This is a genomic window from Chromobacterium sp. CCUG 76385 (genome assembly GCF_059916625.1).
In genome coordinates this window covers 130,793-157,247 of sequence record NZ_JAUCGU010000002.1, presented here as the reverse complement: position 1 = coordinate 157,247, position 26,455 = coordinate 130,793, and the positions used below count along the sequence as shown (strand labels likewise).

Below are 26,455 nucleotides of genomic sequence, written 5' to 3'. Positions count from 1 at the left end.
GTAGCCCTGGTCATCAATGCTGAAAATCGCATATATTTTTACCATCCATCCCAAAATTCAGGATGATTCATGCGTAAACCCCTGCTCGACCTGGACGCGCTGCAAAGCTTCGCCAGTGGCGTGGAACTGGGCAGTTTCGCCCGCGCGGCGGAGCGGCTGCATCGCTCCACTTCCGCTGTCAGCGCCCAGCTGAAAAAACTGGAGGAACAAGCCGGCGTTCCCATCCTGCAAAAGAACGGACGCGGGCTGGAGCCGACCCCGGCCGGCGAGGTTTTGCTGTCCTATGCCCGCCGCTTGCTGGAGCTGAATGACGAGGCCGTGCAGGCGGTGCGCGGCGCGGAGTTGGCCGGCAGCGTGCGGCTGGGGCTGGCCGAGGATTTCGGCGAGGGCATGCTCCCACAAGCGCTGGGCCGCTTCGCCCGCGCCTGCCCGGAAGTGCATGTCGAGGTTCGAGTGGGACGCAGCTTGGAACTGCAGCGCGCGCTGCAAGCCGGCCAGCTGGACCTGGCCCTGCTATGGGGCGACGGTTCGCCCTGGCCTCATCAAGACCAGCTGGGGCAGATTCCGCTGCACTGGATCGCCGCCTCCAGCCAGCCGCCCCGCACGGACCGACGGCCCTTGCCGCTGGTCCTGTTCGACCCGCCTTGCCTGGTGCGGCGCCTGGCCTGCGACGCGCTGGACCAGGCCGGCCAGCCCTGGCGCATCGCCGTCAGCGGCAGCAGCCTGGCCGGCCTGTGGTCCGCGGTGCGCGCCGGCTTGGGCATCAGCGTCCGCACGGCTCTGGGTCTGCCTTCGGATTTACGTCCCCTGTCTCCCGCGGAGTGCGGATTGCCGTCGCTGCCGCGGCTGGAACTGGCGCTGCTGCGGACGCAAACGCCGCTGCCCGATGCCGCGGAGCAGCTGCGCCGCATCCTGCTGGACAGTCTGGCGGAGCGCATGCCTGAAGAAACCGCCATCGCATAAGAAAGCGTCCGCGCATTGCGGGAGTTGAAGCAAAAGCTCTTAACATTGATAATTAATGATTTTTGAAGCGGAATCCGTAGCATGGCCGTCATCACACTCGTCGACCGGATCGACGCCCTCCTGCCCCAGACCCAGTGCGGTCAGTGCAGCCACGCCGGCTGCCGCCCGTACGCCGAGGCGCTGGCGGAAGGCCGCGACCCGATCAACCGCTGCCCGCCGGGCGGCGAGGACGGCGTGCGGGCGCTGGCGGCGCTGCTGAATCAGCCGGTCATCCCGTTCGACCCTGCCGGGCCGCAGCCCAAGCCGCGCGCGCTGGCGGTGATACGCGAAGACAGCTGCATAGGCTGTACGCTGTGCATCCAGGCCTGTCCGGTCGATGCCATCGTCGGCGCGGCCAAGCAGATGCACACCGTGATCGCCGACGAATGCACCGGCTGCGAACTATGCCTGGCGCCCTGTCCGGTGGATTGCATCGATCTGGTGCCGGTGGCCGATCCCGACGACGGCAAACGCGAACGGGTGATGGCGCGCGCCGCCCTGGCCCGCCAGCGCTACGATGCCCGCCAGGTGCGCAAGGCGCGCGATGCGGCGGACAAGGCGAAGCGGCTGGCCGAACGCGCCGCCATTCCGGCTGCGTCCGCTCCTACTGCGGCGCAGAACGCAGCCGCCGCGCCGGCTGCCGAAGTCGTGGACAAGAACGAACTGATCCGCAAAGCCATGGAGCGCGCCAAGCAGCAGGCGCCGGTAGCCGCCACCGCCTCCTCCGATAAAATGGCGGTGATCCGCGCCGCGATGGAACGCGCCGCCGCGATGAAAGCGGCGCAACAGGAAGCCGATAAGGATAAAGAGTGAACGCCGCCAAACGCCTGGAAATCTTCCGACGCCTGCGCGAGGCCACCCCGCACCCGACCACCGAGCTGGAATACAGCACGCCGTTCGAGCTGCTGATCTCGGTGCTGCTGTCGGCGCAGGCAACGGATGTCGGCGTCAACAAGGCCACTCGCCGGCTGTATCCGGTGGCCAACACCCCGGCAGCCATGCTGGCGCTGGGCGAAGAAGGCCTGGCCGACTTCATCAAGACCATAGGCCTCTACAAGACCAAGGCCAAGAATGTGATCGCCACCTGCCGCATCCTGCTGGAAAAGCACGGCGGCGAGGTGCCGCAAACGCGCGAAGCGCTGGAAGCGCTGCCCGGCGTGGGCCGCAAGACGGCCAATGTGGTGCTCAACACCGCCTTTGGCCAGCCCACCATCGCGGTGGACACCCATATTTTCCGGGTTTCCAATCGCACCCGCATCGCGCCGGGCAAGGATGTGCGCGAGGTGGAAGACAAACTGATCAAGTTCGTGCCGGCCGAATTCAAACTGGACGCGCATCATTGGCTGATTCTGCATGGACGCTACATATGCAAGGCCCGCAAGCCGGAATGCCAGCACTGCGTCATCGCGGACCTCTGCGAATATCCGGCAAAACCGTTATGATAAAAATGGAGAGAGAAACTGGGCGCCCATGACAATAAGCGGATTGCAAAAACGCGTAGCCGCCCCCATTTACCTTCCCGCATCAGCCCAAAAGGATCGCCCGTGACCAACAGTCTCCGCATCATGGCCGGCGCCCTGCTCGCGGCGTCGTTACTGTCCGGCTGCGACAGAATCGAGCAGTTTGTCAAAGGCAGCAGCCAACCCGCTCCCGTTGCCATTCCCGCCCAGCAGGATGGCCGCGTGGCCATGCTATTGCCCGACTTCACCCAGCTGGTCACCCGCGACGGGCCGGCGGTGGTCAATATCCAGGCGGCGCGCGACGCTTCCGTCTCGACGCAGCCCAGCAGCCATCCTCAACTCCCGGTTCCGGAAGACGACCCGCTGTATGATTTCTTCCGCCGCTTCATGCCGCCCTCCCCGCAGCAAGAACAGCCGCAGGAAGACAGCGTGTCCTACGGCTCCGGCTTCATCATCAGCAGCGACGGCTATATCCTGACCAATGCCCACGTGGTGGCCGATGGCCGGCAGATTCGCGTCACGCTGACCGACAAGCGCGAGCTGCGCGCCAAGCTGGTGGGCCTGGACAAGCGCAGCGACGTGGCCTTGCTGAAAGTGGCGGCGGCGGACCTGCCGGTGGCCAAGATAGGCAACCCGTCCGACCTGAAGGTCGGCGAATGGGTGGCCGCCATCGGCGCGCCGTTCGGCTTCGACAACACCGTCACCGCCGGCATCGTCTCCGCCAAGGGCCGCAGCCTGCCCGACGAGACGCTGGTTCCGTTCATCCAGACCGACGTGGCGATCAATCCCGGCAACTCGGGCGGACCGCTGTTCAATCTGCGCGGCGAAGTCGTCGGCATCAATTCGCAGATTTACAGCCGCTCCGGCGGCTTCATGGGCATTTCCTTCGCCATTCCGATCGATCTGGCGATGCAAGTGGCCGACCAACTGAAAACCAAGGGCAAGGTCAGCCGCGGCCAACTGGGCATCAATATCCAGGAAGTCACGCAGGAGCTGGCGCAATCGTTCGGCCTGCCGCGCCCATCCGGCGCGCTGGTGGTGCGGGTGGATCCGAAGGGACCGGCCGCCAAGGCCGGCCTGATGCCGGGCGACATCATCCTGAAGCTGAACACCCAGGTCATCGACAGCTCCAAAGACCTGCCGATGCTGGTGGGCGCGCTCGGACCCGGCACCAAGATCAAGCTGGTGGTGTGGCGCAAGGGCTTCGAGAAGAGTCTGGAAGCCACCCTGGTGGAACAGACCCCGGACACCGAAGGCAATGCCAAGCCAGCCAATGACAACACGCCGCAAGGCTATCAGTTCGGCAAGCTGGGCCTGACGCTGTCCGAGCTGACGGCGGAGCAGCGCGCCGACCTGGGCATCCGCGGCGGCCTGCTGATCCAGAAGGCGCAAGGCCCGGCCGCCCGTTCCGGCCTGCAGCCCGGCGACATCATCATGGGCCTGAACCAGAACGACGTCACCAGCATCACCGCGTTCGAGAAAGCGCTGGCCAACTCCGGCGGCCACGCCGCGCTGCTGGTCAAACGCGGCGACGCGATGCTGTTCATCGCGCTGCGCACCGACTGATCGCGCAGCCATCGCCACGCTACGCCGTCCACTCTTCAGTGGGCGGCGTTTTTCATTTCCGCCCAACGCAACGCTTAGCAGAGCCGGCCGCAAAACGCTTCGCAACAATCATTTCTTCCCGCGAAACAAAGAATTCATCCGCGCGCTCTGTTTCAGATGCCTCTGACCGGGGCATACTGAGCTGCCATTTCGACCCTGCCAAGGAAAACCCGCCATGTCCAAGATTGTCGTTGTCTACCACTCCGGCTACGGCCATACCCAGAAAGTCGCCGAGGCGGTCGCGTCGGGCGCATCGGCCCAGCTCATCGCCATCGATGCCGAAGGCAATTTGCCGGAAGGCGGCTGGGACGCGCTGGCCGCAGCCGACGCCATCATCTTTGGCACCCCCACCTATATGGGCGGCCCGAGCTGGCAGTTCAAGAAATTCGCCGACGCCAGCTCGAAAGCCTGGTTTACCCGAGCGTGGCAGGACAAGGTCTTCGGCGGCTTCACCAATAGCGCCAGCCTCAACGGCGACAAACAGGTCACGCTGATCTATCTGCAAACCTTGGCCTCGCAACACGGCGGCATCTGGGTCAGCCTGGGCATTCTGCCCAGCAACACCAAGGCCGCCAGCCGCACCGACATCAACAACTTGGGCGGCTCCGCCGGGGTACTGGTGCAATCGCCAGCCGATGCCAGCGTGGACGAAATCCCGCAAGGCGATCTCGATACCGCCAAAGCCTATGGCCAGCGGGTAGCCGCCGTCGCCGCTAAGTGGCGCGGCTGATCGCAGCCATCCAAACGTCCGAAGCAAAAACGGCCCGCGCAAAGGCGGGCCGTTTGTCATGCAGAAACCGGGCTCAGGCCGGATTGTGCAGCAGCGAATTGCGCCGCGAGTAACCGAAGTACACCACCAGGCCAATGGCCAGCCAGGCGGCGAAGCAGGTCCAGGTCAGCAGCGACAGCTGCGTCATCAGGAAGCCGCAGAACAGGATGGCCAGGCCCGGAATGGTGGGCACGGCCGGGCAGACGAACTTGCGCGGCAGGTCCGGCTCGCGCTTGCGCAGTACGATGACCGACAGCGCGATCAAGGCGAAGGCGGCCAGCGTGCCGATATTCACCAGCTCGGCCAGCGTGTGCAGCGGCACCAGGCCGGCCAGCAGCGCGATGATGGTGCCGATCAGCCAGGTGGCCTTGTACGGGGTGCCGTACTTCGGATTCACTTCGGAGAAGATCTTGGGCAACAGGCCGTCACGGCTCATCGCAAACAGGATGCGCGTCTGGCCATAGGTCATCACCAGGATCACGGTCATCATGCCCAGGATGGCGCCCAGGTCCACAAAGCCGGCGAACCAGTCCAGCTTGGCCACCTGCAGCGCCAGCGATACCGGGTGATCGACGCCGGCAAACTGCAGATAAGGCACGATGCCGGTCATGATGGCGGCCACCACCACGTACAGCAGCGAGCACACCGCCAGCGACCAGATCACGCCGCGCGGAATGTCCTTGGCCGGGTTCTTCACTTCCTCGGCCGCGCAGGTCACGGCATCAAAGCCGATGAAGCTGAAGAACACGATGGCCGCGCCATGGAACACGCCGGAGAAGCCGAACGGCAGCGCCGGCTGCCAGTTGACTGGCTTGACGTGCCAAACGCCGATGGCGATGAACAGCAGCACCACGCCCACCTTGATCAGCACCACCACATTGTTGACGCGCTTGGATTCCTTGATGCCGAAGGCCAAGAGCGCGGTGATCAGCATCGCGATACAGAAGGCCGGCAGATTGAACAGCGTGTCCTTGCCCGGCACCGAGCCGGCGGCGGCGGTCAGCGCCTGCGGCAGCGTCACGCCGAAGCCGGACAGCAGGCTCTGGAAATAGCCAGACCAGCCAACCGATACCGCGGACGAAGCCAGCAGGTATTCCAGCAGCAGGTCCCAGCCTATGATCCAGGCGATCAGTTCGCCCAGCGTGGCGTAGGCATAAGTGTAGGTGGAGCCGGAAATCGGCAGCATGGAGGCGAATTCGGCATAGCACAGCGCGGCAAAGCCGCAGGCGAAGGCGCTGATGACGAAGGACAGCACCAGCCCGGGGCCGGCGATGGTGGCGCCGGTGCCGGTCAGCACGAAAATGCCAGTGCCGATGATGGCGCCGATGCCCAACATGGTAAGGTCAAACGCGGAGAGCTCTTTTCGCAGCCCGCGCGAAGTCTGAGCGGTGGCCAGCATGCCCTGGACGCTCTTCTTGCGCATCAAACTCATTGTCTACTATCCCGTATTTTGGCCGGCACCGGTCGGCGCGCGCGCAAAGCGCATCGCGCTGAAACGACGAGACGCCCGCTGTCCAGGCGGGCGCCTCATGCTCGGATTAGGCTGTAAAGTGATCTGATTTGTCCCTCCGCCGCTGCCCTGTCTATGCGCAGGCCATGTCAACGAAGGCATCCGATACTACAGCAGGGGCCTATTGCCACAATACGGGAAAACGGCAATGGCCAAAATCCAGCCATTCGGCATTCATTAATTTTATTGCTGCGGCAGCGACATCCTGTCCAGCAGCCTGCGCGCCGCGGCTTCCAACCGCTCGCGCGCATTGTCGCCGCCGCCCAGCCGCTCGCGCCCGCTCCACACCACGGCGCCGTCCGCAGCGCGCACCGCCAGATTCAACACCGGCCAGGTTTCCAGGCGATAAGGCGGATCGCGCCAATAGCCGTCGTAGCGCCAGTCTGTAGGCTGCGTCACCCATTGCTGCTCCTGGCTTTCGGTGAAACACAGCCGCCACTCGCCGCGCGGGTTCTCTTCCAGCCCGCGCAAGGCCAGACGCGTGGCCACCCAGTCGCGCCAACCGCCCACCGCGTCGCCGGACGGCAGGCACTCCAAACGGACCCCGTTCGCCGCGGCCGGAGCTGGCGCGGAGGCGGCCACGCCATCAGCCGAGGCCAAGCCCGCGCATAGACACGCGGCCAGCATGCCGCCAAGCAGAACCCACCTCATACTCTCTCCCGACACGAAACCGTATCGGCTTCAGACTGCCGCAAAAACGCAAAGTGCCGCAACTTTCGCCGCGGCACTGCAAAAACTTCAGGATGCTGACCAGCTCACCACCAAGCCTCGATCTGCACGCCCAGCGTCGTGGCGTGGGTGCGGCTGCCGGCGGCAAAGCCGCTCAGATTGGCCTGCGCCGCCGCGTCGTTCCAAGCGAAATGACTGGCGTACACCCTCAGCTCGGGACGGGTCCAGAAGTCGGTATTCGGCGAAAAAGCCACCGCCAGCGTCGCCTTGTTCAGCCGCTGCTGCGGCTGATTGTCCGTATCGCGGCTGGTCAGGCCGATCTCGGTCAGCAGCTTGACGTTGGCCATCACGCCATACGACAAGCGCCCGCCCAGCGTGGCGTCGCGGTATTTGGCGGCGCGGTCCGGCGCCACCGTCTGCCAGCCCAGCACCGCCTGGCCGCCGAAGCGCCCGCGCTGCCAGTCCAACACATCGGCGATGCGGCTCTGCCGCGCGCCGGCCTGCGCCGCGCCATTGCTGTCGAGGTTGTAGAACTGGCCAGACAGCGAGGCATGGCCGGTTGAGGTTTGCAGAAACAGCGAGTTATTGAGGCCAGTAACCAGGAAATCCTTCTGATTGTGCAACAGCCCCAGCGCCGCGCCCGGCTTGCCGATGGCGAAATCGCCGCCTATCGCCGCGCCGGTCAGCGTCAGCTTGCCGCCGGGATTGCTTGCTATGCCGCTCAGCTGGAAGTTGGCGCGGCGCGCGTTGTTGAGCGAGGCGTTGTCGTTGGCGTAGCTGCCGGACGAGGAAACGGACAGGTTCAGCCTGGCCTGGCCCACGGCGATGCCGTCCACGCCGGCGCCGTAGTTGTCGCCATCCTGCATCAGCCAGTTGTCCAGGATGTGGATGTCCTGGATGCGGTGATAACGCTGGCCGGCCCACAGCGTCAGGTTGGGCGCGAAGTCCAACCCGCTGATATAGCCGTAGACCTGAGACGCGCTGGTCTTGCCGTTGTAGATGGTGGGCATCACATAGGCGCCCCAGCTCACGCCGTTGCCCAGCGTCCATTTCTTGCCGACGCCGAACTCGATATAGGTATCGCCCTCATTGCCCAGGCGGTAGTGCTGCAAGTCCCCGCCCAGCTGGTACTGGCCCTTGGGCCGATTGTCGCCGGCGCTGCCGTAGAAGCCGCTGCGCAGATAGCCGTCAAACTGGAAACCCATGTCGTCCAGCGCCTTTTTCACCGCGCCGCTCAGTTGCTCGGCGCTGATCTGCGGCGCCGGGGCGTCGTCGGCCCGCGCCTGGATATGCCAGGCCAGCGGCAGCAAGATCCATAGCCAATTGATCGTTTTCGTCCTCATTATCGTCTCCTTGTGTGGATGAAGGCCCGCGCGCGGGCAAAGCGCCGCCCTGCCGGCCTGATGGCTGGCATGGCGGGGCAAGGCTTTAGGAAAGCGTTACGGGGAAGCCGGCGGCGTCGCGCGGTACAGCAGCGAATGCCAGGGCTTGAGCTGGCCGACGGCCTGCGGCGGATAGTTGGACAGCAAGAGCTGCAGCATCCACCCCTCCGGCACCACGTCCTGCGGCGGCAGGTAATGGATGTTGTCGGCGCCGAAGTGGCTGATCACCAGCAGCATTTCGTCAGCGCAGCGGCGGGTGTAAACCCACAGGTTGGGATGATCCGGCGTCAGACAGCGGTAATCGCCGTCGGCGAACACCCGATACTGCTTGCGCAGCTGGATCAGCCGCCGGTAGTGATGCACGGCGGAGTTGGGGTCGCCGATGGCGGTGGCGACGTTGACGCTGCCGGCATCCGGCGCCACCGCTATCCAGGGTTCGGCTGCGCTAAAGCCGGCGTGCGGACCGTCGTCCCACTGCATGGGCGTGCGGGCGTTGTCGCGCGAGCGCTGGCGTATCACCGCCATCGCCTCGCCGTCGCTGAAGCCTTCCTCCAACAGCTGGCGGTAGGCGTTGAGGCTTTCCACATCGCGCAGCTGGCTGATGTCGGCAAAGCCCGGATCAGCCATGGCTATCTCCTCGCCCTGGTAGATATACGGCGTGCCCTGCAGGCCATGCAGCGCGGTGGCCAGCATCTTGGCGGATTCGGTCCGATAGCGGCCGTCGTCGCCAAAGCGCGATAAAGCGCGCGGCTGGTCGTGGTTGCACCAGAACAGCGCGTTCCAGCCGCCGCCGGCGTGCATGCCGGTTTGCCAGGCGGACAGGATGCGCTTGAGCGCGATGAAGTCCACCTGGCCCGGCCGCCATTTTTGCCCGTCTGGATAATCGACTTTCAAATGGTGGAAGTTGAAGGTCATGCTCAACTCGCGCCGGTCCGGCCGGCTGTAGGCGATGCAGTGCTCCAGCGAGGTGGATGACATCTCGCCCACGGTCAGCAAGTCATGGCCGGCGAACACCTCGCGGTGCATTTCCTGCAGATACTCATGCACGCGCGGGCCGTCGGTGTAGAAGTGGCGACCGTCGCTGTCATCCTCGGAAAAGGCCGGGTCCTTGGAGATCAGGTTGATCACGTCCAGCCGGAAGCCGGCCACGCCCTTGTCGCGCCAGAAACGCACCATCTCGAACACCGCCTGGCGCAGCGCCAGGTTGTCCCAGTTGAGGTCGGCCTGGGTCTTGTCGAACAGATGCAGATAGTACTGGCCGCTGGCTTCGTCCTTCTCCCAGGCGCTGCCGCCGAACTTGGACTGCCAGTTGTTCGGCGCGTCGCGCCAGATGTAGAAGTCGCGGTACGGGTTGTCCCTGCCCTTGAGCGCCTCCAGGAACCAGGCGTGCTCGGTGGAAGTGTGGTTGACCACGATGTCCAGCATCACGCCGATGCCGCGCCGCCTGGCCTCGGCCAACAGCAACTCGAAGTCTTCCATGCTGCCGTAGGCCGGGTCGATGCGGTAGTAGTCGCTGACGTCGTAGCCGTTGTCGTTTTGCGGCGAGCGGTAGAACGGCGTCAGCCACAGGTAGTCCACCCCCAGCCAGGCCAGGTAGTCCAGCCGGTCCACCACGCCCAACAGGTCGCCGGTGGGCTGGTTGCGGTGGCTGCAAAAACTCTTGGGGTAGATCTGGTACACCACCGCCTGTTTCATGTCCTTAAGCATGCTGCGCAGCCTCCTCTTGGGCAGCCGCCGTCAACTGGCGGCGCGCCAGCAGCCAGGTCAGGCCGAAGGGCAGCGCCAGCGCCAGCACGGTGCCCGCCAGGAACAGCGGGATGTGCTGCGGAATGATGGAGATGAAGGCCGGCAGGCCGCCGACGCCGATCGCCGACGCCTTGACGTGGCCCAGGCTGATCAACACCGCCGCGCAGGCCGAACCGGCCAGCGCCGCGTAGAACGGCAGCTTGTAGCGCAGATTGACGCCGAACATCGCCGGCTCAGTGATGCCGAAGAAGGCAGATATCGCCGAGGTGGACGCCATATTCTTGTCGTTGGCGTTCCTCGCCAGCCAGAACATCGCCAGCGCGGCGCTGCCCTGGGCGATATTGGACAGCGCGATCATCGGCCAGATGAAGGTGCCGCCCTGGCTGGAGATCAGCTGCAGGTCCACCGCGATGAACATATGGTGCATGCCAGTCAGCACCAGCGGCGCGTACAGCGCGCCGAACAGCGCAGCGCCCAGCCACGGCGCCAGGTTGAACACATAAACCAGCGCGTCGGTGACGGCAATGCCCAGGTGGCGCGCCAAGGGGCCGATCACCGCCAGCGCCAGGAAGCCGCTGACCGCGATGGTGACGATGGGCACCACCAAGAGTTGCACCGCGTTGGGCACCCGGGACCTCAGCCACAGCTCGACGCGGCACATCACCCAGGCAGCGGCCAGGATGGGCAGGATCTGGCCCTGGTAGCCCACCTTCTCAATATGCAGGCCAAACAGATCAAAGTAAGGCACCGACGCGCCGTCCAGCCCGGCCGCCGCCTTGCCGTAATTCCAGGCATTCAGCAAGTCCGGATGCACCAGCAGCAGGCCCAGCACGATGCCGAGAATCTCGCTGCCGCCGAAGCGCTTGGCGGCCGACCAGCCCACCAGCGCCGGCAAGAACACGAAGGAGGTGTTGGCCATCATATTGATCAGGCCCCATAGCCCGGACAGGCCCGGATAGGCGTCCAGCAGGCTCTTGTCCGCGATGAACATGCCCTTGGCGCCCAAGAGATTGTTGGCGCCCATCAGCAGGCCGGCGATGACGATGGCCGGCAATATCGGCATGAACACGTCCGAGAACACCTTGACCAGCTGCTGCAGCCGGTTCTGCTTGGCGTCGCCGCTGGCCTTGACGTCGGCGATGGTGGCGCGCGCCACGCCGCCCTGCCTCACCATCTCGGCGTAGACGCGGTCCACGTCGCCGGCGCCGATCACGATCTGGAACACCCCGGCATTGCTGAAGTGGCCCTTCACCAGTGCCACCTGGCGCAGCGCATCGCCGTTCACCTTGGATTCGTCGTGCAAAGAGATGCGCAGCCGGGTGAGGCAGTGCGCCGCCTGGCGGATATTGGCCGCGCCGCCGATGTTTTGCAGTATCTGCGCGGCGATCGCTTGATAGTTGTGACTCATCATCCCTCCCTGTCCCTTGTTGCGGCGGCGGGTCAGCGTCTATTCACGATGCCCGAAATCCGCCTGTTTGTGGTGATTGTCTGCATGGCAACCGAGGGCAAGTTAACTCGTACATACAAGTTGGTCAACACTCGTATGTACGAGTTTGCGAAAAGTCAAACCGACTGCCGCCATTTCGCGACAGCGGCAAAGAGAAGGCCCGGGCGGATCACTCCGCGCCGGGCCGGTCTCATTCATCTGTTCTGCAATCAACGGTGGATCGCCCCTGCGGGGCATCCACCCTACAAAACCGCCTGCCGTAGGGCGGAATCCCGGCAAAGCCGGGAGTTCCGCCGAGTCGCCGAGTCGCCGAGTCGCCGAAATCATGGCAGTATCCTGGGTACGTGGTGGGACCCAAATGATGTCCAAAATACATGATGTCATGATGATTTCAATATTAAAATCTTGACGGCATAATTATTGCACACCAAAATATCACACTTCGCCCGGCATTTCGGGTAGCTAATTAAGCATTCGAGCAATTAAATAATGTGCGTTGACCAATCTCTCGTGGATGCGGCAATACAGCAGGCATTACAACGTTTCCCTTCTGGCTATGCCGGTGCCGCTGCCATTCGCACCAACGCTGGGCGCATTCTTACCAGCGTAGGGCTTCAAGCGCCCTATGATGCCGTTAGTCTTTGTCATGAAACCGGCGCGTTTTGCGAGGCTTATCGGCTTGGAGAGCAGGTAGTGGCTTCTGTGTGTGTTTCTCGCAGTCAACCGGATCGTCCATTTTTGATTCTTCCTCCTTGCGGTGTCTGCCAAGAGCGTTTGGCCCTTTGGGGGCCGGAAGTTGCAGTTGCGGTGTCCGTTCCCGGCAAGCTGGGCGCATGGCAATCCAAACTACTGCGCGAAGTGAATCCGCATTATTGGCTCGATGCCGTCCGCGATGCCGGAGAGTGAGAGTTTCGGGAGTAAAATACTCCGTACCGAAGCTCGGAAATATGATGAAACGCCTAACTCCACGTCTACCATCGCACCTCCGGACAAAGCTACGACTCCACCACCGATCAATTCGACATCGCCGACCATTGGACTGAATTAAGCTACAAAAAATTTTGTCCACTCGCGCCGGAGGAAGCATTAACTGAAACGTTACCGGGCCAAATTCAATTGGCACTCCAGCACGCGCAAACCCTAATGAAAAATACTAGCGCCTGGCAATATCCGTGAAATAGAACTTGTCCAATCGATGCCGCGACTCGGTGTACTCGAACAGCCGGCCGTCGTAGAGGTGGGTCAGGTTTTTGACCACGATGACGTGGTCCATGCCGTTCAGGTCCAGGTAGCGGCGGTCGTCGTCGCTGCAGGGCTGGGCTTCGATGATGCGCTGGGCGTAGCTGATGGTCAGGCCCAGCTCCTGCTCGATGTAGCGGTAGATGGAGCCGGCGGCGATGTCTTCGTTCAGGCCGGGCACCAGGCTGGCGACGAAGTGATTGACGTCCAGGATCACATTCTCGCCGTCGATATTGCGCACCCGCTTGATCTTGACTATGCCGGTGCCCTCGGCCAGGCCGGTGGCCTTGGCCAGCGCGGCGTCGGCCGGCTGTTCCGCCAGCTCCGCCACGCGGGAGACCACCTTGCGCCCCATGCGCTCGTTCATTTCCTGGAAGCTGACGATGCCGCTGAGCTGGAATTCGATATTGCCCGGCTTGAGCACGAACATGCCCTTGCCGTGTATCTTCTGCACATAGCCGCGCTCCTGCAGCATGTCCACCGCCTTGCGCACGGTGCCGCGGCTGGCGTCGTAGCTGTGCATCAGCTCGGATTCGGATGGGATGCGCTCGCCCTGGGCGTAACGCCGGTTGTCGATGTCGGCGACGATGTCGGAATAGATCTGATGGTATTTGTTCACGTTGTTTGTCTTCTTGTGCGCGCGGCCCCTGCGCGGCGAGGCCCTACCTTAGCAAGCCGCGCCCGGCGCGGCAAACCGCCCTCAATCCCAATAGCCCGGCGCGGCGTAGGCCGCCTTCAAGTGCTCGATGAAATGGCGCACCCTGGCCGGCAGCAGCTTGCGCTGCGGCACCACCGCGTACACCGGGTAGTCCGGCGACGAGAAATCGTCTAGCACCGTCGCCAGCCGGCCTTCGGACAGATCGTCCTTGACCTCCCACAGCGAGCGCCAGGCCAGGCCCAGACCCTGCAGCGCCCAGTCGTGCAGCACTGCGCCGTCGTTGCACTCCAGCGCGCCGGACACTTTCAGGTTTACCGGTTTGCCGTCGACCGCAAAGCTCCAGCCGCGGCTCTGGCTTTCCCCCAGCGACAGGCACTGATGGCGCTGCAGATCCTCCAGCGCGCGCGGCGCGCCGTGGGCGGCCAGATATTCAGGAGACGCCACCACCACGCGCCGGTTTTCCGCCAGGCGGATGGCCACCAGGCTGGAATCGGACAGGTCGGAGATGCGGATCGCGCAGTCTATGCGATCGCGCTGCAAATCCACCAATCGATCGGACAGGTCCAAGGTGACTTTCACTTCCGGATGCAGGCGCTGAAACGCCGCGACGTGCGGCGCCACGTGGCGGCGGCCGAAACCAGCCGGCGCGGACAGCCGCAGATGGCCGCGCGCCTTGCCGCTGCCGGACGCCACTGCGGCCTCGGCCTCTGTCAAATCGGCCAGGATGCGCTGGCAGTCCTCGTAAAACGCCTCGCCTTCCTGCGTCGGCGCCACGTTGCGCGTGGTGCGCACCAAGAGGCGCACGCCCAGCCTTTCTTCCAGCGCGTCCAGCCGCCGCCCCACCATGGCCGGCACCACGCCCAGCTGCCGCGCCGCGGCCGACAGGCTGCCCAGCCCCACCACGGCGACAAAGGTCTCCAGCTGCTTCAACTCGCTCATTAGCTACCTAAAAGTAAAAAATGTTGTGCAAATCTCACCATTTCTTTTTACTCGCGCGCCGAATAGACTGTCAATCATTGCATTGCAGCATTCTCACATCATTACCCTCTCATCAAGGAGCGCGCGCATGGCAGCCAATCTTCCGCAGGGCGTGGAAATCCTCGCCGACATCACTCCGGCTTACGCCGAAATCCTCACGCCGGAGGCGCTGGAATTCGTCGCCAAGCTGCACCGCCGCTTCGAGTCCACGCGCCGCGAGCGCATCGCCGCCCGCGTGGCGCGCCAGGCGGAGCTGGACGCCGGCAAGCTGCCGGACTTCCTGCCCCAAACCGCCGCCGTGCGCGCCGGCGACTGGAAAATCGCGCCGCTGCCGGCGGACCTCTTGGACCGCCGCGTGGAAATCACCGGCCCGGTGGAGCGCAAAATGATGATCAACGCGCTGAACTCCGGCGCCAAGAGCTTCATGGCCGACTTCGAGGACTCCAACTGCCCCAGCTGGGACAACCAGATCGCCGGCCAGATCAATGTCCGCGACGCCTATCGCAAGACCATTTCCTACCAAAGCCCGGAAGGCAAGCAGTACCGGCTGAACGACAGCATCGCCACCCTGCTGCTGCGTCCGCGCGGCTGGCATCTGATGGAAAAGCACGTCAAGGTGGACGGCGAGATCGTGTCCGGCAGCCTGTTCGACTTCGGCCTGTCGTTCTTCCACAACATCCATTACCTGCGCGAACACGGCAGCGCCACTTATTACTACCTGCCCAAGATGGAAAGCCATCTGGAAGCGCGGCTGTGGAACGATGTGTTCGTGTTCGCCCAGAACGAGCTGAATGTCCCGCAGGGGACGATCAAGGCCACCGTGCTGATCGAGACCATCCTCGCCGCCTTCGAAATGGACGAAATCCTGTACGAGCTGCGCGAGCACTCCGCCGGCCTGAATGCCGGCCGCTGGGACTACATCTTCAGCTGCATCAAGAAGTTCAAGCAGAACCGCGACTTCTGCCTGGCCAACCGCGCGCTGATCACGATGACCGTGCCCTTCATGCGCGCCTACGCGCTGCTGCTGCTGAAAACCTGCCACCACCGCAACGCTCCGGCCATCGGCGGCATGGCAGCGCTGATTCCGATCAAGAACGACGCCGCCGCCAATGAAAAGGCGCTGGCCGGCGTCAAGGCGGACAAGGACCGCGACGCCACCGACGGCTACGACGGCGGCTGGGTGGCCCACCCGGGCCTGGTGCCTATCGCCGACGCCGCTTTCAGCGCCGTGCTGGGCGACGCGCCCAACCAGATCGCCAAGCAGCGCCCGGATGTGCAGGTAAGCGCCGCCGATCTGTTGAATTTCCAGCCGGAAGCGCCGATCACCGAAGCGGGCCTGGCCATGAACATCAACGTCGGCATCCAGTACCTGGGCGCCTGGATTTCCGGCAACGGCTGCGTGCCCATCCACAACCTGATGGAGGACGCCGCCACCGCCGAGATTTCGCGCTCGCAGATCTGGCAATGGATACGCTCGCCCAAGGGCGTGCTGGACGACGGCCGCAAGGTCACAGTCGAGCTGTTCCGCGCGCTGCAAGCCCAGGAAGTGGCCAAGCTGAAGGCCGAATACGGCAGCCGCTGGACGCAACAGTATGACGACGCGGCCAAGATGTTCGACCTGCTGACCACCTCGGACGACTTCGTCGAATTCCTGACGCTGCCGGGCTACGAATACATCGCCTGACCGCCTGCCATGGCTTGCCAAACGGCCCCTAGGGGCCGTTTGGCATTTTTCATCGACAATGAAAATGCCACACAGCATGGAACCGCCGCTTGCCAAGTGAATCGAAGCGGAGTCTACTTTCCGCCATCCATCCGCTCAGGAGCCGAAATGAAAAAATCCCGCATCAAACCCATGCTGATGTGCTGCCTGTTGGCTGGCGCGGCGCCGTTCGCCGCCGCCGACGGCATCCAGCTCAATCTATCCGCCAATGCGCAGCGGGAAGTCCCTAACGACGAGATCTCCGCCACGCTGTATGTGCAACAAAGCAACAGTCAAGCGGCAGTCCTGGCGGACAGGCTGAACAAGATCACCGCCAGCAGCCTGGCACAGGGTAAAACATACAAGGAAGTCCAGCTTTCCAGCGGCAGCTACAACACCTGGCCCAGCTACGACAAAAACGGCAAGATCAATGGCTGGCAAGGCCGTTCGGAAATCCAGCTGAAAAGCCGCAACTTCAGCCAGGCGGCAGAACTGATCGCCAAGCTGCAGCAAACCATGCTGTTGCAGGGCGTGCAATTCGGCGTATCCGATCTGGCGCGGCGCGAGGCCGAGCAAGGCATGATTCCGGAGGCCATCGCCAGCCTGAAGAGCCAGGCCGAGATCGCCGCCAAGGCCCTGGGCAAGAGCGTGGTCAACATTCAGCAGCTGGACATCGGCCAGCAAAACCACGGTTTCAGGCCTCCGGTCATGATGATGAAGGCGGCCATGGCCGGCGCCGAAGCCAATGTCGCCCAGCCAGACCTTCAACCGGGCCAAAGCCAGCTGCAACTGCAAGTCAGCGGCAAGGTGGAACTCAAGTAAGGCTTTCAGCCCCGGCCGGCTTGCGCTACAGTTAGGTGCTGGCCGCCCCGGGGGCCGGCAACCTCCCCGTCATCTCTCCATCGCCGAAAATGAAACTGATCGCCTCTTTGACCAGCCCCTATGCCCGCAAGGTGCGCATCGTGCTGGCTGAAAAGAAAATCGACTGCCCGCTCGAGGAAGATGTGCCCTGGAGAGACAACACCCGCGTGCCGGAGTACAACCCGCTGGGCAAGGTGCCCGTGCTGGAACTGGACGACGGCTCCACGCTGTATGACTCGCGGGTGATAGTCGAATATCTGGAAAACAGCTCGCCGGTGTCGCGCCTGCTGCCGCAGGACAACCGTCAGATCATCAATACCCGGCGCTGGGAGGCGCTGGCGGACGGCATCATCGACGCCATGGTGACCATCGTGCTGGAACATCGCCGCCCGCCTGAAAAGCAGATGGAGGAAGTGGTGGAGCGCCAGCGCGGCAAGATTCTGCGCGGCTTGGCCACGCTGTCGGAAGACCTGGGCGAGAAACCGTGGTGCACCAGCCACGGCTACAGCCTGGCCGATATCGCCGTTGGCTGCTGCCTGGCTTATCTGGACTTCCGCGCGCCGGAGATCCAATGGCGCGCCGCGTATCCGAACCTGGACGCGCTGCTGCAGCGGCTGAACCAACGCCAGTCCTTCATCGACACCGAGCCGCCCGCCGCCTGATTTTCAACGGCTTCCGACAAAACGCCACCGGCGCAATCCGGTGGCGTTTGCCATTCAGATCAAGCCGGCGGCGATATTGATCATCAAGGCCAGCACGGTGGCGTTGAAGAAGAAAGCCAGCACGCAATGCACGGTTCCGGTGCGGCGCTGGCAAGAGCTGGTGAAGCTGACGTCCGCGGTCTGGCCCGATGTGCCGATGATGAAGGCAAAATACAGAAAATCGCTGTAGTCCGGCTGATCCGTGCCCGGAAACTCCAAGCCGCCGGAGCCGCCGCGCGCCTCCTCGGCATAAAAGGCCCGCGCATAGTGCAAGGCGAACATCACATGGGTAAACGCCCAGGACGACAGCAGCGTCAGCACCGCCAAACCGATATGGGTTGCGCGCTGCCAACCGCGCATGTCCTTCACCACCGCCAACTCCATCACGATGGCGCTCAGGCTGGCTGCCGCCGCCAGGCACACCAGCAACAGCACCAGCCACTGCCCCTCATCCTCCAGTCTGGCCCAATGCCGCGCCGACTGGCGGCGCGGCCCGAACATCATGCCGCCGGCCAAGGCCAGGTACAGCCAGGCGCCGGCGTTCCAGCCGACGATGTAGCGGGTGACGTCGTACATCTCGACGACATGCGGCAGGATCAGGATGACCAACAGGCCGAACAACGCCGACCCGCTCAAGCGTGGCCGGGCCAGCACGAGGCGGACAAATAGGGAACGACGGGCGATGGCGAACAGGGTCATGGATTGCTCTTGCTCCTTGATTGAGGTGGATGGGAAACCGCCAGGCGGCGGACTGAACAAGTCTATTTGGCATGTAAAATTTATAACAAATATTTATTTTTGTTTTTTCAAAAAACCGGGCACAATCCGCAAATCGACAAAACAGGACAATGGCATGAGCTCGGCATCTTACTCGCCCCAGCAGCCTGCGATGCTGAATGATGACGCCTTACTCGAGCCGATTTGCCAACGGCTGGCACGCCAGGATTTCTGCCTGATTCCGGCAGAACAGACGCGTCGGCTGCTATTACAGGGCAATGCGTCGGCGCTGGATGACTGGGAAGCGTTCCATGATAGCTGGAACCACTTGCAGCTGGACAAATTCATGGCGGATGGCGGCCGCTACCGCAAACGGCTGCATGCCACCCTCAGCGCCCAACCCGGCGCGCGCCACGCCCGCTCCGAGCCGCATCAGCCGCATTACCAGAGCCGCTTCTACAATCCGCTGAACGGCGGCGTGCCGCGCCACTACGAGCCGATACGCAACGAGATCCTGCTCGGCCACACCATGCAATCCGTGCTAAAGCTCGCTTGCAGCGTATTCGGCAAGCTCTCGCCATACACGCCGTGGCACATCGAGGCGCACCAGTACCGGATCGAAGCGCGCAACCGTCTGTCGGGCAAACCCACCCCGGAAGGCATACACCGCGACGGCATGCAGTTTCTGTTGATCATGATGGTGGGCCGCCACAATCTGGTAAACGGCGCCACCGAACTGTACAACTTGGAACATGAGCCGCTTGCCGAGTTCACGCTGACCGACCCGCTGGACCTGGTTCTCATCAACGACGAACGGGTGCTGCACGGGGTGACGCCGGTCGCGCAACTGGACCCCTCCCGCGACGGCATACGCGATGTGCTGTTGCTGAGTTTCAGGCGCCGCTGATGCTACCCAGCGGTCCGGATATCCGGACCGCGCAAACCGGCGTAAAGTGGCGATATCGACCGCATGAGGAGGCCGCCATGCAAGATCATCCCGTCGCCCAGCTGATCGCCGCCGCCGACGCGGCAATCAACGCGCAAGACTTTGACCGGCTCATGGATTTTTACGCCGATGATGCGGTACTGGTAATACGCCCCGGACTCAATGCCTGCGGCAAAGAGCAGATCCGGCAAGCCTTTATCGCCATCGCCGCCCACTTCAACCACAGCCTGCAAGTCAGCCAGGACGCCGTGCACATCCTGCACAGCGGCGCCAGCGCGCTGGCGCTGGCCAAAACGCGGCTGAAGGCGGACGAGCTGGACGAAATCACCCGCGACGCCACCTATGTCTTCGCTCAGGACACCGATGGCGCCTGGCGCTGCACCATAGACAACTCCTACGGCCACCAATTGCTGGAGCCGCAGCAGTAAGTCAAAACTGGCATGCGAATAGACAATGGCGGCGCGCGTTGCGCCGCCATCGTAAAAGACATGGTGGCCCACCACCAGCCTGGCAAGGGTCAGATCAGGCCCTCATTTATTCCCAAAGCCTGCAACAGCTGCTCCGGCGTGTCTGCCTTGGCGAAAGCCTGGCGCAGTTTGTTGAAGGCCTGGGCGGCATGATCGGGATGCTTGGCGAACGGCACCAGGCCGTCATAGCTCCATCCCGCCGCCGCCAGCGCCTGCTTGCGGAAATTCATGCCGTCGTTGCCGCCGCCTCCCATGGCCACCAAGGCCTGCTCCATCAGGACATGCGGCTGCGGCGTCCGGCTGAGGGTGACAAAATGCTTGCTGTGAACTTCGTCGAAGTGCATGGTTGCGTCCCCGTCCCTGCATGATCGTTTTATAGTTTTAGCTCCAACTGTTCCAATGTGCAGCAAAAAAGCCGAAACCAACGGTTTCGGCTTATCCGACGCGGGCAAGCGATGAGGCAATCAGGACGTATGCGACTTCAACAAGACATACAACTCGTCCTTCAGCTTCAGCTTTTCTTTCTTCAGCACTTCAATTTCCTGCTGCGTGGCGGAAACAATCCGTTCTTCCATATTCTTGATCTGCTGATCCAGCTGGTTGTGCAGGTCGAACAGCTTGGCGAAACGGGCATCTTCTGTCTTCAGGCGGGAAATCAGATCGCGGTATTCGGGAAACATCAGCAGCCTCCTGGGTGGGGTGTCGGCGCTGGCCGCGCCGGCTCATGACCCCATGCTAAAGGCAAATCCCCGCGGGGCGCTTGACCTGCCTCAGCTAAAGCGCCTCATTTCTGGGCAGGAGGCGCCGGAATATTCAGCAGCATGCCGCCGCCCTCCCCGCTGACCACGCCAGGCATCTGGCCGTTCCATTTATCGATGTAGGCGCGCTGCAGCTTCAGCCTCTCCCAGGCCAGCAGCCTGTCGTCCAGCGACGAGGCCAGCGCGCGGTTGGCTGCCGCCTCGCCCTCGGCAATCGCCACTTTTTTCCTTGCCTCGGCCTGGGCCGCGCGCACTTCGTTTTCGGTGCGGATGGAGTCCTGGATCGCCTTGGTCTTGGCATTGACCGCGTTGGCCAGCTCCGGCGGCGGCCTCAGCGCGCCCACCAGGCCGAATTGCTGGATGGTCACGCCTATCGGCTGCGTGCGCCGGTTCAACTCCGCCGCCACGCGGTTCAGAAACTCTTCCTTCTTGACGCCGTTGATATCGTCAAAACTGTATTCGGAACCGATGGCCACCACGATATTGCGGGCGGTGTCGCGCAGATAGCCGTGCGTCCAGTTGGAGATGTCGTCGGCGCGGAAGCGGGTATAGAACTCCGGCACCTTGTCGGCGCGCAGCAGGTAGGACACCGCCACGTCTATCGCCACCGGCACCGAATCCTTGGTATTGAAACTCAACTCCTCGTTGGCCGGACTGCCCTCGCTAGCCGACCGGGTCCATACCTCGCGCTGCACGAAGGTGGGGTACACCACTACTACGCTCTGGATGGGGTTGTAAAACACAAAGCCGGTGACCACGTTTTCCTTGCTGATGCCGCGGTCGACCAAACGGTTGATCTTGATGCCGGTATAACCGGGATTGATCACGGTCCAGCTCAATATGGTCTTGTCCAATATATTGAACAATACGATCAAGCCCAGTGCGGCCACGCCCAGTTTCCATATCCATCCCTTCAACGCTTGCATGCCATCATCCCGATAAATGGGCAACGGTGCCGCCGGCGCCATCCGCCAGCCATCTGCCCACCACAGCATATGTCTTGCAAACAATTCGATGCAATATGGATAAGCCGGGTTTGCTATGGTTGCCGCCTGGACGCATCTGCAATGGGCTAAATTGGCAACAGATGTCATCCAAGCCGCATCGACTGCGTTAACCCGCTTAGCAACAAGGTCAAAAACCAGGATCCTCACATGCCCAGCCCGCTCCCGCCCCAGGAAACCCATGCCGCGGATTCGACATTCGGCGCCATTCGCCAGCGTCTGGACTACACGCTTGAACTGCTGGGCATGCGCGGCAAGGGGCTGGCGCTGCTATCCGGCATGGCCGCCATCATCTGGCTGGCTTCGGGCATCTATCGCGTGCAGCCCGATGAGCAAGGCGTGGTGCAGCGCTTCGGCCGCTGGACCGACACCACTTCGGCCGGTCTGCACTACCACCTGCCGTGGCCGATCGAAACCGTGCAGTTGCCCAAGGCCACCCAGATCAAGCAACTGAAGCTGGCCAATCTGTACGAAGGCTCGCCGCCGGACGCGGCCGACCCGCGCGAGAAACAAATGCTGACCGGCGACGAAAACATCGTCGAGGCCGATTGCGCGGTATTCTGGCGCATCAAGGACGCCGGCCAGTTCCTGTTCCGCACCAGCAAGCCGGAAGAGGCGTTGCGCATCACCGCCGAGGGCGCCTTGCGCGAGGTGCTCTCGCACACCCCGATTCAGGCGGCGATGTCCAACCGCCGCCAGCAGGTGGCCGAGGAGGCCCGCGGCTTGATCCAGCAAAGGCTGGATGCCCAGCAAGCCGGCATCCTGATCACCCAGGTGCAACTGCAGCGGGTGGACCCGCCGGCGGCGGTGATCGACGCCTTCAACGACGTGCAGCGCGCCCGCGCCGACCAGGAGCGCGCCCGCAACGAGGCGCAGGCCTACAGCAACGACATCCTGCCCAAGGCGCGCGGCGAGGCGGAGCGCATCCGCCAAGAGGCCGAGGCCTATCGCAGCCAGGTGGTCAATCTGGCGCAGGGCGAGGCCAAGCGCTTCGATTCGGTGTACCAGACCTACGCCCAGGCCAAGGACGTCACCGCCTGGCGCCTGTATTTGGAAAGCATGGACGAGATGCTGAAAAAGGCCAGCAAGGTGGTGATAGACGGCAGCGGCAAGAACGGCAGCGGCGTGCTGCCGCTGCTGCAATTGCAAGACAAAGCCAAGCCCGGCAAGGAGAACCGCTGATGGACAAGCAATGGCGCGGGATAGGCTGGGTGGCCGGCATTGCCGCCGTATGGCTGGCCTTGTCGGCGCAATACACTTTGAACGAGGGGCAGAAGGCGCTGGTGGTGCGCTTGGGCGCGCCGGTCAATGTGGACGGCGAGCCGGGGCTGAAATTCAAGCTGCCGCTGATTGATAGCGTGCAGTATTACGATACCCGTCTGCAAATACTGGCTCCGCCGCCGGAGCAGATCATTCTGGGCGACGAGAAGCGGCTGGAAGTGGAAACCTATACCCGCTATCGCATCGCCGACACCCTGCGCTTCTACCAGGCGCTGCGCACCGAGGAGCAGGCCCGCGCCCAGCTGACGCAGCTGGTCAGCACCTCGCTGCGGCGCGAGCTGGGCAAGGCGCCGCTGACCGACCTGCTGTCGCCGCGCCGCCGCGGCATTGTCGAACGCATCCAGCAGGAAGTGATGGAACGCGCCCGACCGATGGGGCTGGAAGTCACCGAGGTGCAGCTGCACCGCGCCGACCTGCCCCTGGAAACCAGCCAGGCCATCTACGACCGGATGAAGTCGGCTCGCCAGCAGGAAGCCAAGGAATTGCGCGCCCAGGGCGCGGAATGGGCGCAGCAGATCCAGGCCAAGGCCGACCGCGACCGCACTGTGATCCTGTCCGAGGCGCAGCGCCAGAGCGCCATCACCCACGGCGAGGCCGACGCCGAAGCCGGCCGCATCCTGGCCCAGGCCTTCAGCCGCGATCCCAAGTTCTACAAGTTCTACCGCTCGCTGCAGACCTATCGCCAGTCGCTGGCGGAGTCCGCTCCAGTGCTGGTGCTGTCGCCGGATTCGGCGCTGCTGCATGACCTGAAAAACGGCCCCGCGGGCGCCAAACCATGAGCGAAGCCAGCATGGCGCTGCAACCCAGCACTCTACGCCGCTTGCGCCGCCTGCTGGCGGCCGTCGGCCCCGGCCTGGTGGTGATGCTGGCCGACACCGAAACCGGCAGCGTGATCGCCGCCGCGCAGAGCGGCGCGCACTGGGGCTACCGCATGCTGCCGCTGCTCCTGCTGTTGATTCCCGTGCTGTACATGGCGCAGGAGCTGACGATACGGTTGGCGCTGGGCACCGGCAAGAGCTACGGCGAACTGGTGCGCCGGCGCTGGGGACGCCGCGCCGAACGGGCCTCCGCAGCCCTGCTGCTGACCAGCTGCCTGGGGGCGTTGGCCACCCAATTGAGCGGCCTGGCCGGCATCGCCCAAATCTTCGGCATTCCGGTCTGGCGCAGCATAGGGCTCTTGTGCGCGCTGATTTTCATCATGGTGTGCACCGGCAGCTACCGCTCGGTGGAGCGCATCGCCATCGGCCTGGGCGTGTTCGAGCTGGCCTTCCTGGCCGAAGCGTGGCTGGCCCGCCCCGTGCCAGGACAAATGCTGGCGCAGCTCAGCCAGCTGCCGCTGGCCAACCATGACTACCTGCTGCTCGCCGCCGCCAATATCGGCACCTGCATCATGCCGTGGACGCTGTGCTACCAACAGTCGGCCATGCTGGACAAGGGCCTGACGCTGGATGACCTGAAGCCGGCGCGGCTGGACACGCTGCTGGGCGCCATTCTGTGCCAAGTCATCACCGCCGGCATCCTGATCGCCGCCGCGGTGGCCTTCGGCAACGGCGCCGGCGGCGCAACCCTGGACACCATCCCGCAGATCGCCGGCGGCTTCACCCGCCTGCTCGGCCCCACCGGCGGCAAGCTGCTGTTCGCGCTGGCCCTGTCCGGCGGCGCGCTGGTCGCCACCATCGTGGTGTGCCTCACCAGCGCCTGGACGCTGGGCGAGCTGGCCGGCAAACGCGAATCGCTGGAAAAGCACCCGCTGGAGGCGCCCTGGTTCTACGGCAGTTTCGCCGCCATGCTGATCGTCACCGGCGCGCTGGTGTCGTCCGGCGTGAATCTGGTCAAGCTGTCCATCGCCACCTCGGTGGCCAACGCGCTGCTGCTGCCGGTCATGCTGGCCGGCCTGTACTGGCTGGCCTGCCGCGAGCTGCCGCCGGCGCTGCAGCTGAGCCGGCGCTACCGGCTGGCGCTGGCGGCGCTCTTGCTGCCGGTGGCTGGCTTCAGCCTCTACGCCGGCATCGTCGGCAGCCTGGGCTAAAGGATAGAAATGGAACCCGACAGCCTCGCCCACGCCTTTGGCCTGACCTTTCAGGTGACCTTCCTCGACCTGATTCTCAGCGGCGACAACGCGCTGGTGATCGCGCTGGCCTGCCGCTCGCTGCCGCCGGCGCTGCGCCGCCGCGCCGTCATGTGGGGCACCGGCTTCGCCATCGCGCTGCGGCTGTTGCTGGCGGCGCTGACCGGCGTGCTGCTGATGGTGCCCATGCTGAAGCTGATCGGCGCCGTCATCCTGCTGGTCATCGCCATGCAGCTGCTGCTGGGCGAAACCGACGGCGACGATGGATCGCAGCTGGCGGAACAAGCCGGGCACAGCCAGCAATTGTGGAATGCGGTGATGCTGGTGGTCGGCGCCGATCTGGCGCTGAGCCTGGACAATGTGGTGGCGCTGGCCGCCGCCGCGCAAGGCAGCGTGTGGTTTCTGCTATTCGGCCTGATGCTCAGCGTGCCCCTGCTGATGTACGGCAGCCTGTTGCTGGCGCGGCTGATGGACGACTATCCGCTGCTGATCCCGGCCGGCGCGGCGGCGCTGGGCTGGCTGGCCGGCAGCTTGGCGGTAAGCGATGCGCTGTGGGGCGACTGGGTCGCCGCGCAGGCGCCGGCGCTGCAACTGGTGGTGCCGTTGCTGGGCGCCTTGTTCGTGCTGCTGGAAAGCCGCATCATCCGCGAGCAGCGCCCCAAGCTGCCACCCATGCCGCCGTGGCGGCCGTTTGAACCCCTGACCCGCCGCCTGGCGCTGCTGGGAGAGGCCAACATTCAGCCGCAAGCCACCGCGGCTCCAGCCACTGAAGACTGTTTGGAGCCGGTGTCCCATGCCGCCATCGAGCCTGTCCCGCCGCCGGCAGCGCAACCCGTCCCGCTGGATATCGCGGCAATGGCTGCGCCGGAAGCCATCGCTGCGGAAAACGCCGACGCGGAGGACTTCAGCGCAAAAAACCGCCTCAGCCCTGCGCTGCGGCTACTGGTCGGCGCGGCGGCGCTGATCGGCATCCTGGTTTTGCTATGGCTCGGCTGGCACTTGCTGAGCCAGGGCCTGCTGCCTGCGCCTAAACACCCGATCAAACCAGCGCGCTGAACCTACCCTGCAAGGGCGCAGACTCCGGCGCCCTTCAACACTGCCTCCTGCCCCTGCGCGGCATCTGCTTGCCGTATCGGCGCGCCTTGGCTCGCATGCTCTTCGCGGTTTGGCCAGCGGCGCAACTGGTATTAATGTGGACCCAAATATCATCCGTCTCCAAGCAGGCTTCCTTGCTTGCCGCCCCACCCACCACCCTGCCTTTCCACACCCCTGCCCCATCGTCTGCCGCCTCAAACAAAGTCGTCAAAACATCCAAAATGCTTGCTTTATATACATTTCACACCCGAGCCCCCTGCTGCGGCGCAACGGTTGGCAGCCGATTTCCCATGCCAGGCCAGACTGTTAAAAAGTACAGGGGCATTCTCAATCCATACCAACTAGAGTCCACCTGTCAATACCACTTAAATACAAATTAGAACATCCGGT

26 protein-coding genes are annotated in these 26,455 nt (G+C 63.7%); 15 read left to right on the top strand and 11 right to left on the bottom strand.

Going from position 1 to position 26,455, the window contains the following annotated elements:
* Positions 1–69 precede the first annotated feature (69 nt).
* The 5 genes from QUG01_RS02590 (at position 70) to QUG01_RS02570 (ending at position 4,797) form a co-directional block, all read left to right on the top strand.
* Complete coding sequence (locus QUG01_RS02590) at positions 70–963, top strand: LysR substrate-binding domain-containing protein (RefSeq protein ID WP_500828746.1); 894 nt, start codon at positions 70–72, stop codon at positions 961–963.
* A gap of 81 nt (positions 964–1,044) precedes the next feature.
* Positions 1,045–1,815: an electron transport complex subunit RsxB gene (gene rsxB / locus QUG01_RS02585; RefSeq protein ID WP_500828745.1), complete on the top strand. Its 771-nt coding sequence runs from the start codon at positions 1,045–1,047 to the stop codon at positions 1,813–1,815.
* Positions 1,812–2,444: an endonuclease III gene (gene nth, locus QUG01_RS02580; protein ID WP_500828744.1), complete on the top strand. Its 633-nt coding sequence runs from the start codon at positions 1,812–1,814 to the stop codon at positions 2,442–2,444. Before rsxB ends, nth begins: the two co-directional genes overlap by 4 nt.
* Positions 2,445–2,567: 123 nt before the next feature.
* On the top strand, positions 2,568–4,028 hold the full coding sequence (locus QUG01_RS02575; RefSeq protein WP_500828889.1) for a DegQ family serine endoprotease: 1,461 nt from the start codon (positions 2,568–2,570) through the stop codon (positions 4,026–4,028).
* Between the two features lie 214 nt (positions 4,029–4,242).
* The gene (locus QUG01_RS02570) at positions 4,243–4,797 is read left to right on the top strand and encodes a flavodoxin family protein (protein WP_500828743.1); all 555 of its coding nucleotides are present in this window, start codon (positions 4,243–4,245) and stop codon (positions 4,795–4,797) included.
* Between the two features lie 73 nt (positions 4,798–4,870).
* On the opposite strand, the gene bcaP is transcribed toward QUG01_RS02570, so the two are convergent.
* The 5 genes from bcaP to treP all read right to left on the bottom strand — a co-directional run bounded on the left by bcaP (position 4,871) and on the right by treP (position 11,551).
* Complete coding sequence (gene bcaP / locus QUG01_RS02565) at positions 4,871–6,268, bottom strand: branched-chain amino acid transporter BcaP (protein ID WP_500828742.1); 1,398 nt, start codon at positions 6,266–6,268, stop codon at positions 4,871–4,873.
* Between the two features lie 261 nt (positions 6,269–6,529).
* Positions 6,530–6,997 carry a hypothetical protein gene (locus QUG01_RS02560; protein WP_500828741.1) on the bottom strand — a complete coding sequence of 156 codons (468 nt, stop codon included), beginning with the start codon at positions 6,995–6,997 and terminating at the stop codon, positions 6,530–6,532.
* A gap of 104 nt (positions 6,998–7,101) precedes the next feature.
* Positions 7,102–8,358: a carbohydrate porin gene (locus tag QUG01_RS02555; protein ID WP_500828740.1), complete on the bottom strand. Its 1,257-nt coding sequence runs from the start codon at positions 8,356–8,358 to the stop codon at positions 7,102–7,104.
* A 96-nt stretch (positions 8,359–8,454) separates the two neighbouring features.
* Positions 8,455–10,104 (bottom strand): alpha,alpha-phosphotrehalase, encoded by a 1,650-nt coding sequence (gene treC / locus QUG01_RS02550; protein WP_500828739.1) that lies wholly within the window; start codon positions 10,102–10,104, stop codon positions 8,455–8,457.
* Entirely contained in the window at positions 10,097–11,551 is a 1,455-nt protein-coding gene (gene treP / locus QUG01_RS02545; protein ID WP_500828738.1) for a PTS system trehalose-specific EIIBC component, read from the bottom strand. The genes treC and treP overlap by 8 nt, the downstream gene beginning before the upstream one ends.
* A 528-nt stretch (positions 11,552–12,079) precedes the next feature.
* Between treP and QUG01_RS02540 the strand changes: the two genes are divergently transcribed.
* Positions 12,080–12,496: a cytidine deaminase gene (locus QUG01_RS02540; RefSeq protein ID WP_500828737.1), complete on the top strand. Its 417-nt coding sequence runs from the start codon at positions 12,080–12,082 to the stop codon at positions 12,494–12,496.
* A gap of 247 nt (positions 12,497–12,743) precedes the next feature.
* Here the strand turns inward: QUG01_RS02540 and treR are convergent, their stop codons facing one another.
* Together treR and QUG01_RS02530 are read right to left on the bottom strand one after the other, a co-directional pair.
* Positions 12,744–13,448 carry a trehalose operon repressor gene (treR, locus tag QUG01_RS02535; RefSeq protein WP_500828736.1) on the bottom strand — a complete coding sequence of 235 codons (705 nt, stop codon included), beginning with the start codon at positions 13,446–13,448 and terminating at the stop codon, positions 12,744–12,746.
* Between the two features lie 81 nt (positions 13,449–13,529).
* Positions 13,530–14,426 (bottom strand): LysR family transcriptional regulator, encoded by an 897-nt coding sequence (locus QUG01_RS02530; protein WP_500828735.1) that lies wholly within the window; start codon positions 14,424–14,426, stop codon positions 13,530–13,532.
* Positions 14,427–14,553: 127 nt separating this feature from the next.
* Here QUG01_RS02530 and aceB point away from each other — a divergent pair, with 127 nt between their 5' ends.
* The 3 genes from aceB to QUG01_RS02515 all read left to right on the top strand — a co-directional run bounded on the left by aceB (position 14,554) and on the right by QUG01_RS02515 (position 17,690).
* A complete protein-coding gene (gene aceB / locus QUG01_RS02525) occupies positions 14,554–16,149 on the top strand; it encodes a malate synthase A (RefSeq protein WP_500828734.1) in 1,596 nt (531 codons plus the stop codon).
* Positions 16,150–16,296: 147 nt separating this feature from the next.
* Positions 16,297–16,989 (top strand): SIMPL domain-containing protein, encoded by a 693-nt coding sequence (locus QUG01_RS02520; RefSeq protein WP_500828733.1) that lies wholly within the window; start codon positions 16,297–16,299, stop codon positions 16,987–16,989.
* An 89-nt stretch (positions 16,990–17,078) separates the two neighbouring features.
* A complete protein-coding gene (locus QUG01_RS02515) occupies positions 17,079–17,690 on the top strand; it encodes a glutathione S-transferase (RefSeq protein WP_500828732.1) in 612 nt (203 codons plus the stop codon).
* A gap of 54 nt (positions 17,691–17,744) precedes the next feature.
* Here the strand turns inward: QUG01_RS02515 and QUG01_RS02510 are convergent, their stop codons facing one another.
* Positions 17,745–18,428 carry a DUF1345 domain-containing protein gene (locus QUG01_RS02510; RefSeq protein ID WP_500828731.1) on the bottom strand — a complete coding sequence of 228 codons (684 nt, stop codon included), beginning with the start codon at positions 18,426–18,428 and terminating at the stop codon, positions 17,745–17,747.
* A gap of 154 nt (positions 18,429–18,582) precedes the next feature.
* On the opposite strand from QUG01_RS02510, the gene QUG01_RS02505 reads away from it, so the two are divergent.
* Positions 18,583–19,353 (top strand): 2OG-Fe dioxygenase family protein, encoded by a 771-nt coding sequence (locus tag QUG01_RS02505; protein WP_500828730.1) that lies wholly within the window; start codon positions 18,583–18,585, stop codon positions 19,351–19,353.
* 77 nt (positions 19,354–19,430) lie between these two features.
* A complete protein-coding gene (locus QUG01_RS02500) occupies positions 19,431–19,820 on the top strand; it encodes a YybH family protein (protein ID WP_274771764.1) in 390 nt (129 codons plus the stop codon).
* A gap of 89 nt (positions 19,821–19,909) precedes the next feature.
* Here the strand turns inward: QUG01_RS02500 and QUG01_RS02495 are convergent, their stop codons facing one another.
* The 3 genes from QUG01_RS02495 to QUG01_RS02485 form a co-directional block, all read right to left on the bottom strand.
* Positions 19,910–20,203 carry a hypothetical protein gene (locus QUG01_RS02495; protein ID WP_500828729.1) on the bottom strand — a complete coding sequence of 98 codons (294 nt, stop codon included), beginning with the start codon at positions 20,201–20,203 and terminating at the stop codon, positions 19,910–19,912.
* A gap of 120 nt (positions 20,204–20,323) precedes the next feature.
* Positions 20,324–20,539 carry an HP1242/YdcH family protein gene (locus QUG01_RS02490; RefSeq protein ID WP_103318591.1) on the bottom strand — a complete coding sequence of 72 codons (216 nt, stop codon included), beginning with the start codon at positions 20,537–20,539 and terminating at the stop codon, positions 20,324–20,326.
* Between the two features lie 104 nt (positions 20,540–20,643).
* Positions 20,644–21,543: a prohibitin family protein gene (locus QUG01_RS02485; protein ID WP_500828728.1), complete on the bottom strand. Its 900-nt coding sequence runs from the start codon at positions 21,541–21,543 to the stop codon at positions 20,644–20,646.
* A 228-nt stretch (positions 21,544–21,771) separates the two neighbouring features.
* On the opposite strand from QUG01_RS02485, the gene hflK reads away from it, so the two are divergent.
* The 4 genes from hflK to QUG01_RS02465 are packed head-to-tail and all read left to right on the top strand — an operon-like array spanning position 21,772 to position 26,026.
* On the top strand, positions 21,772–22,803 hold the full coding sequence (gene hflK / locus QUG01_RS02480) for an FtsH protease activity modulator HflK (RefSeq protein WP_500828727.1): 1,032 nt from the start codon (positions 21,772–21,774) through the stop codon (positions 22,801–22,803).
* Entirely contained in the window at positions 22,803–23,681 is an 879-nt protein-coding gene (gene hflC / locus QUG01_RS02475) for a protease modulator HflC (protein ID WP_500828726.1), read from the top strand. The genes hflK and hflC overlap by 1 nt, the downstream gene beginning before the upstream one ends.
* Entirely contained in the window at positions 23,678–24,931 is a 1,254-nt protein-coding gene (locus QUG01_RS02470) for an NRAMP family divalent metal transporter (protein ID WP_500828725.1), read from the top strand. The genes hflC and QUG01_RS02470 overlap by 4 nt, the downstream gene beginning before the upstream one ends.
* 9 nt (positions 24,932–24,940) lie before the next feature.
* Entirely contained in the window at positions 24,941–26,026 is a 1,086-nt protein-coding gene (locus QUG01_RS02465; protein ID WP_500828724.1) for a TerC family protein, read from the top strand.
* Positions 26,027–26,455: the final 429 nt, after the last annotated feature.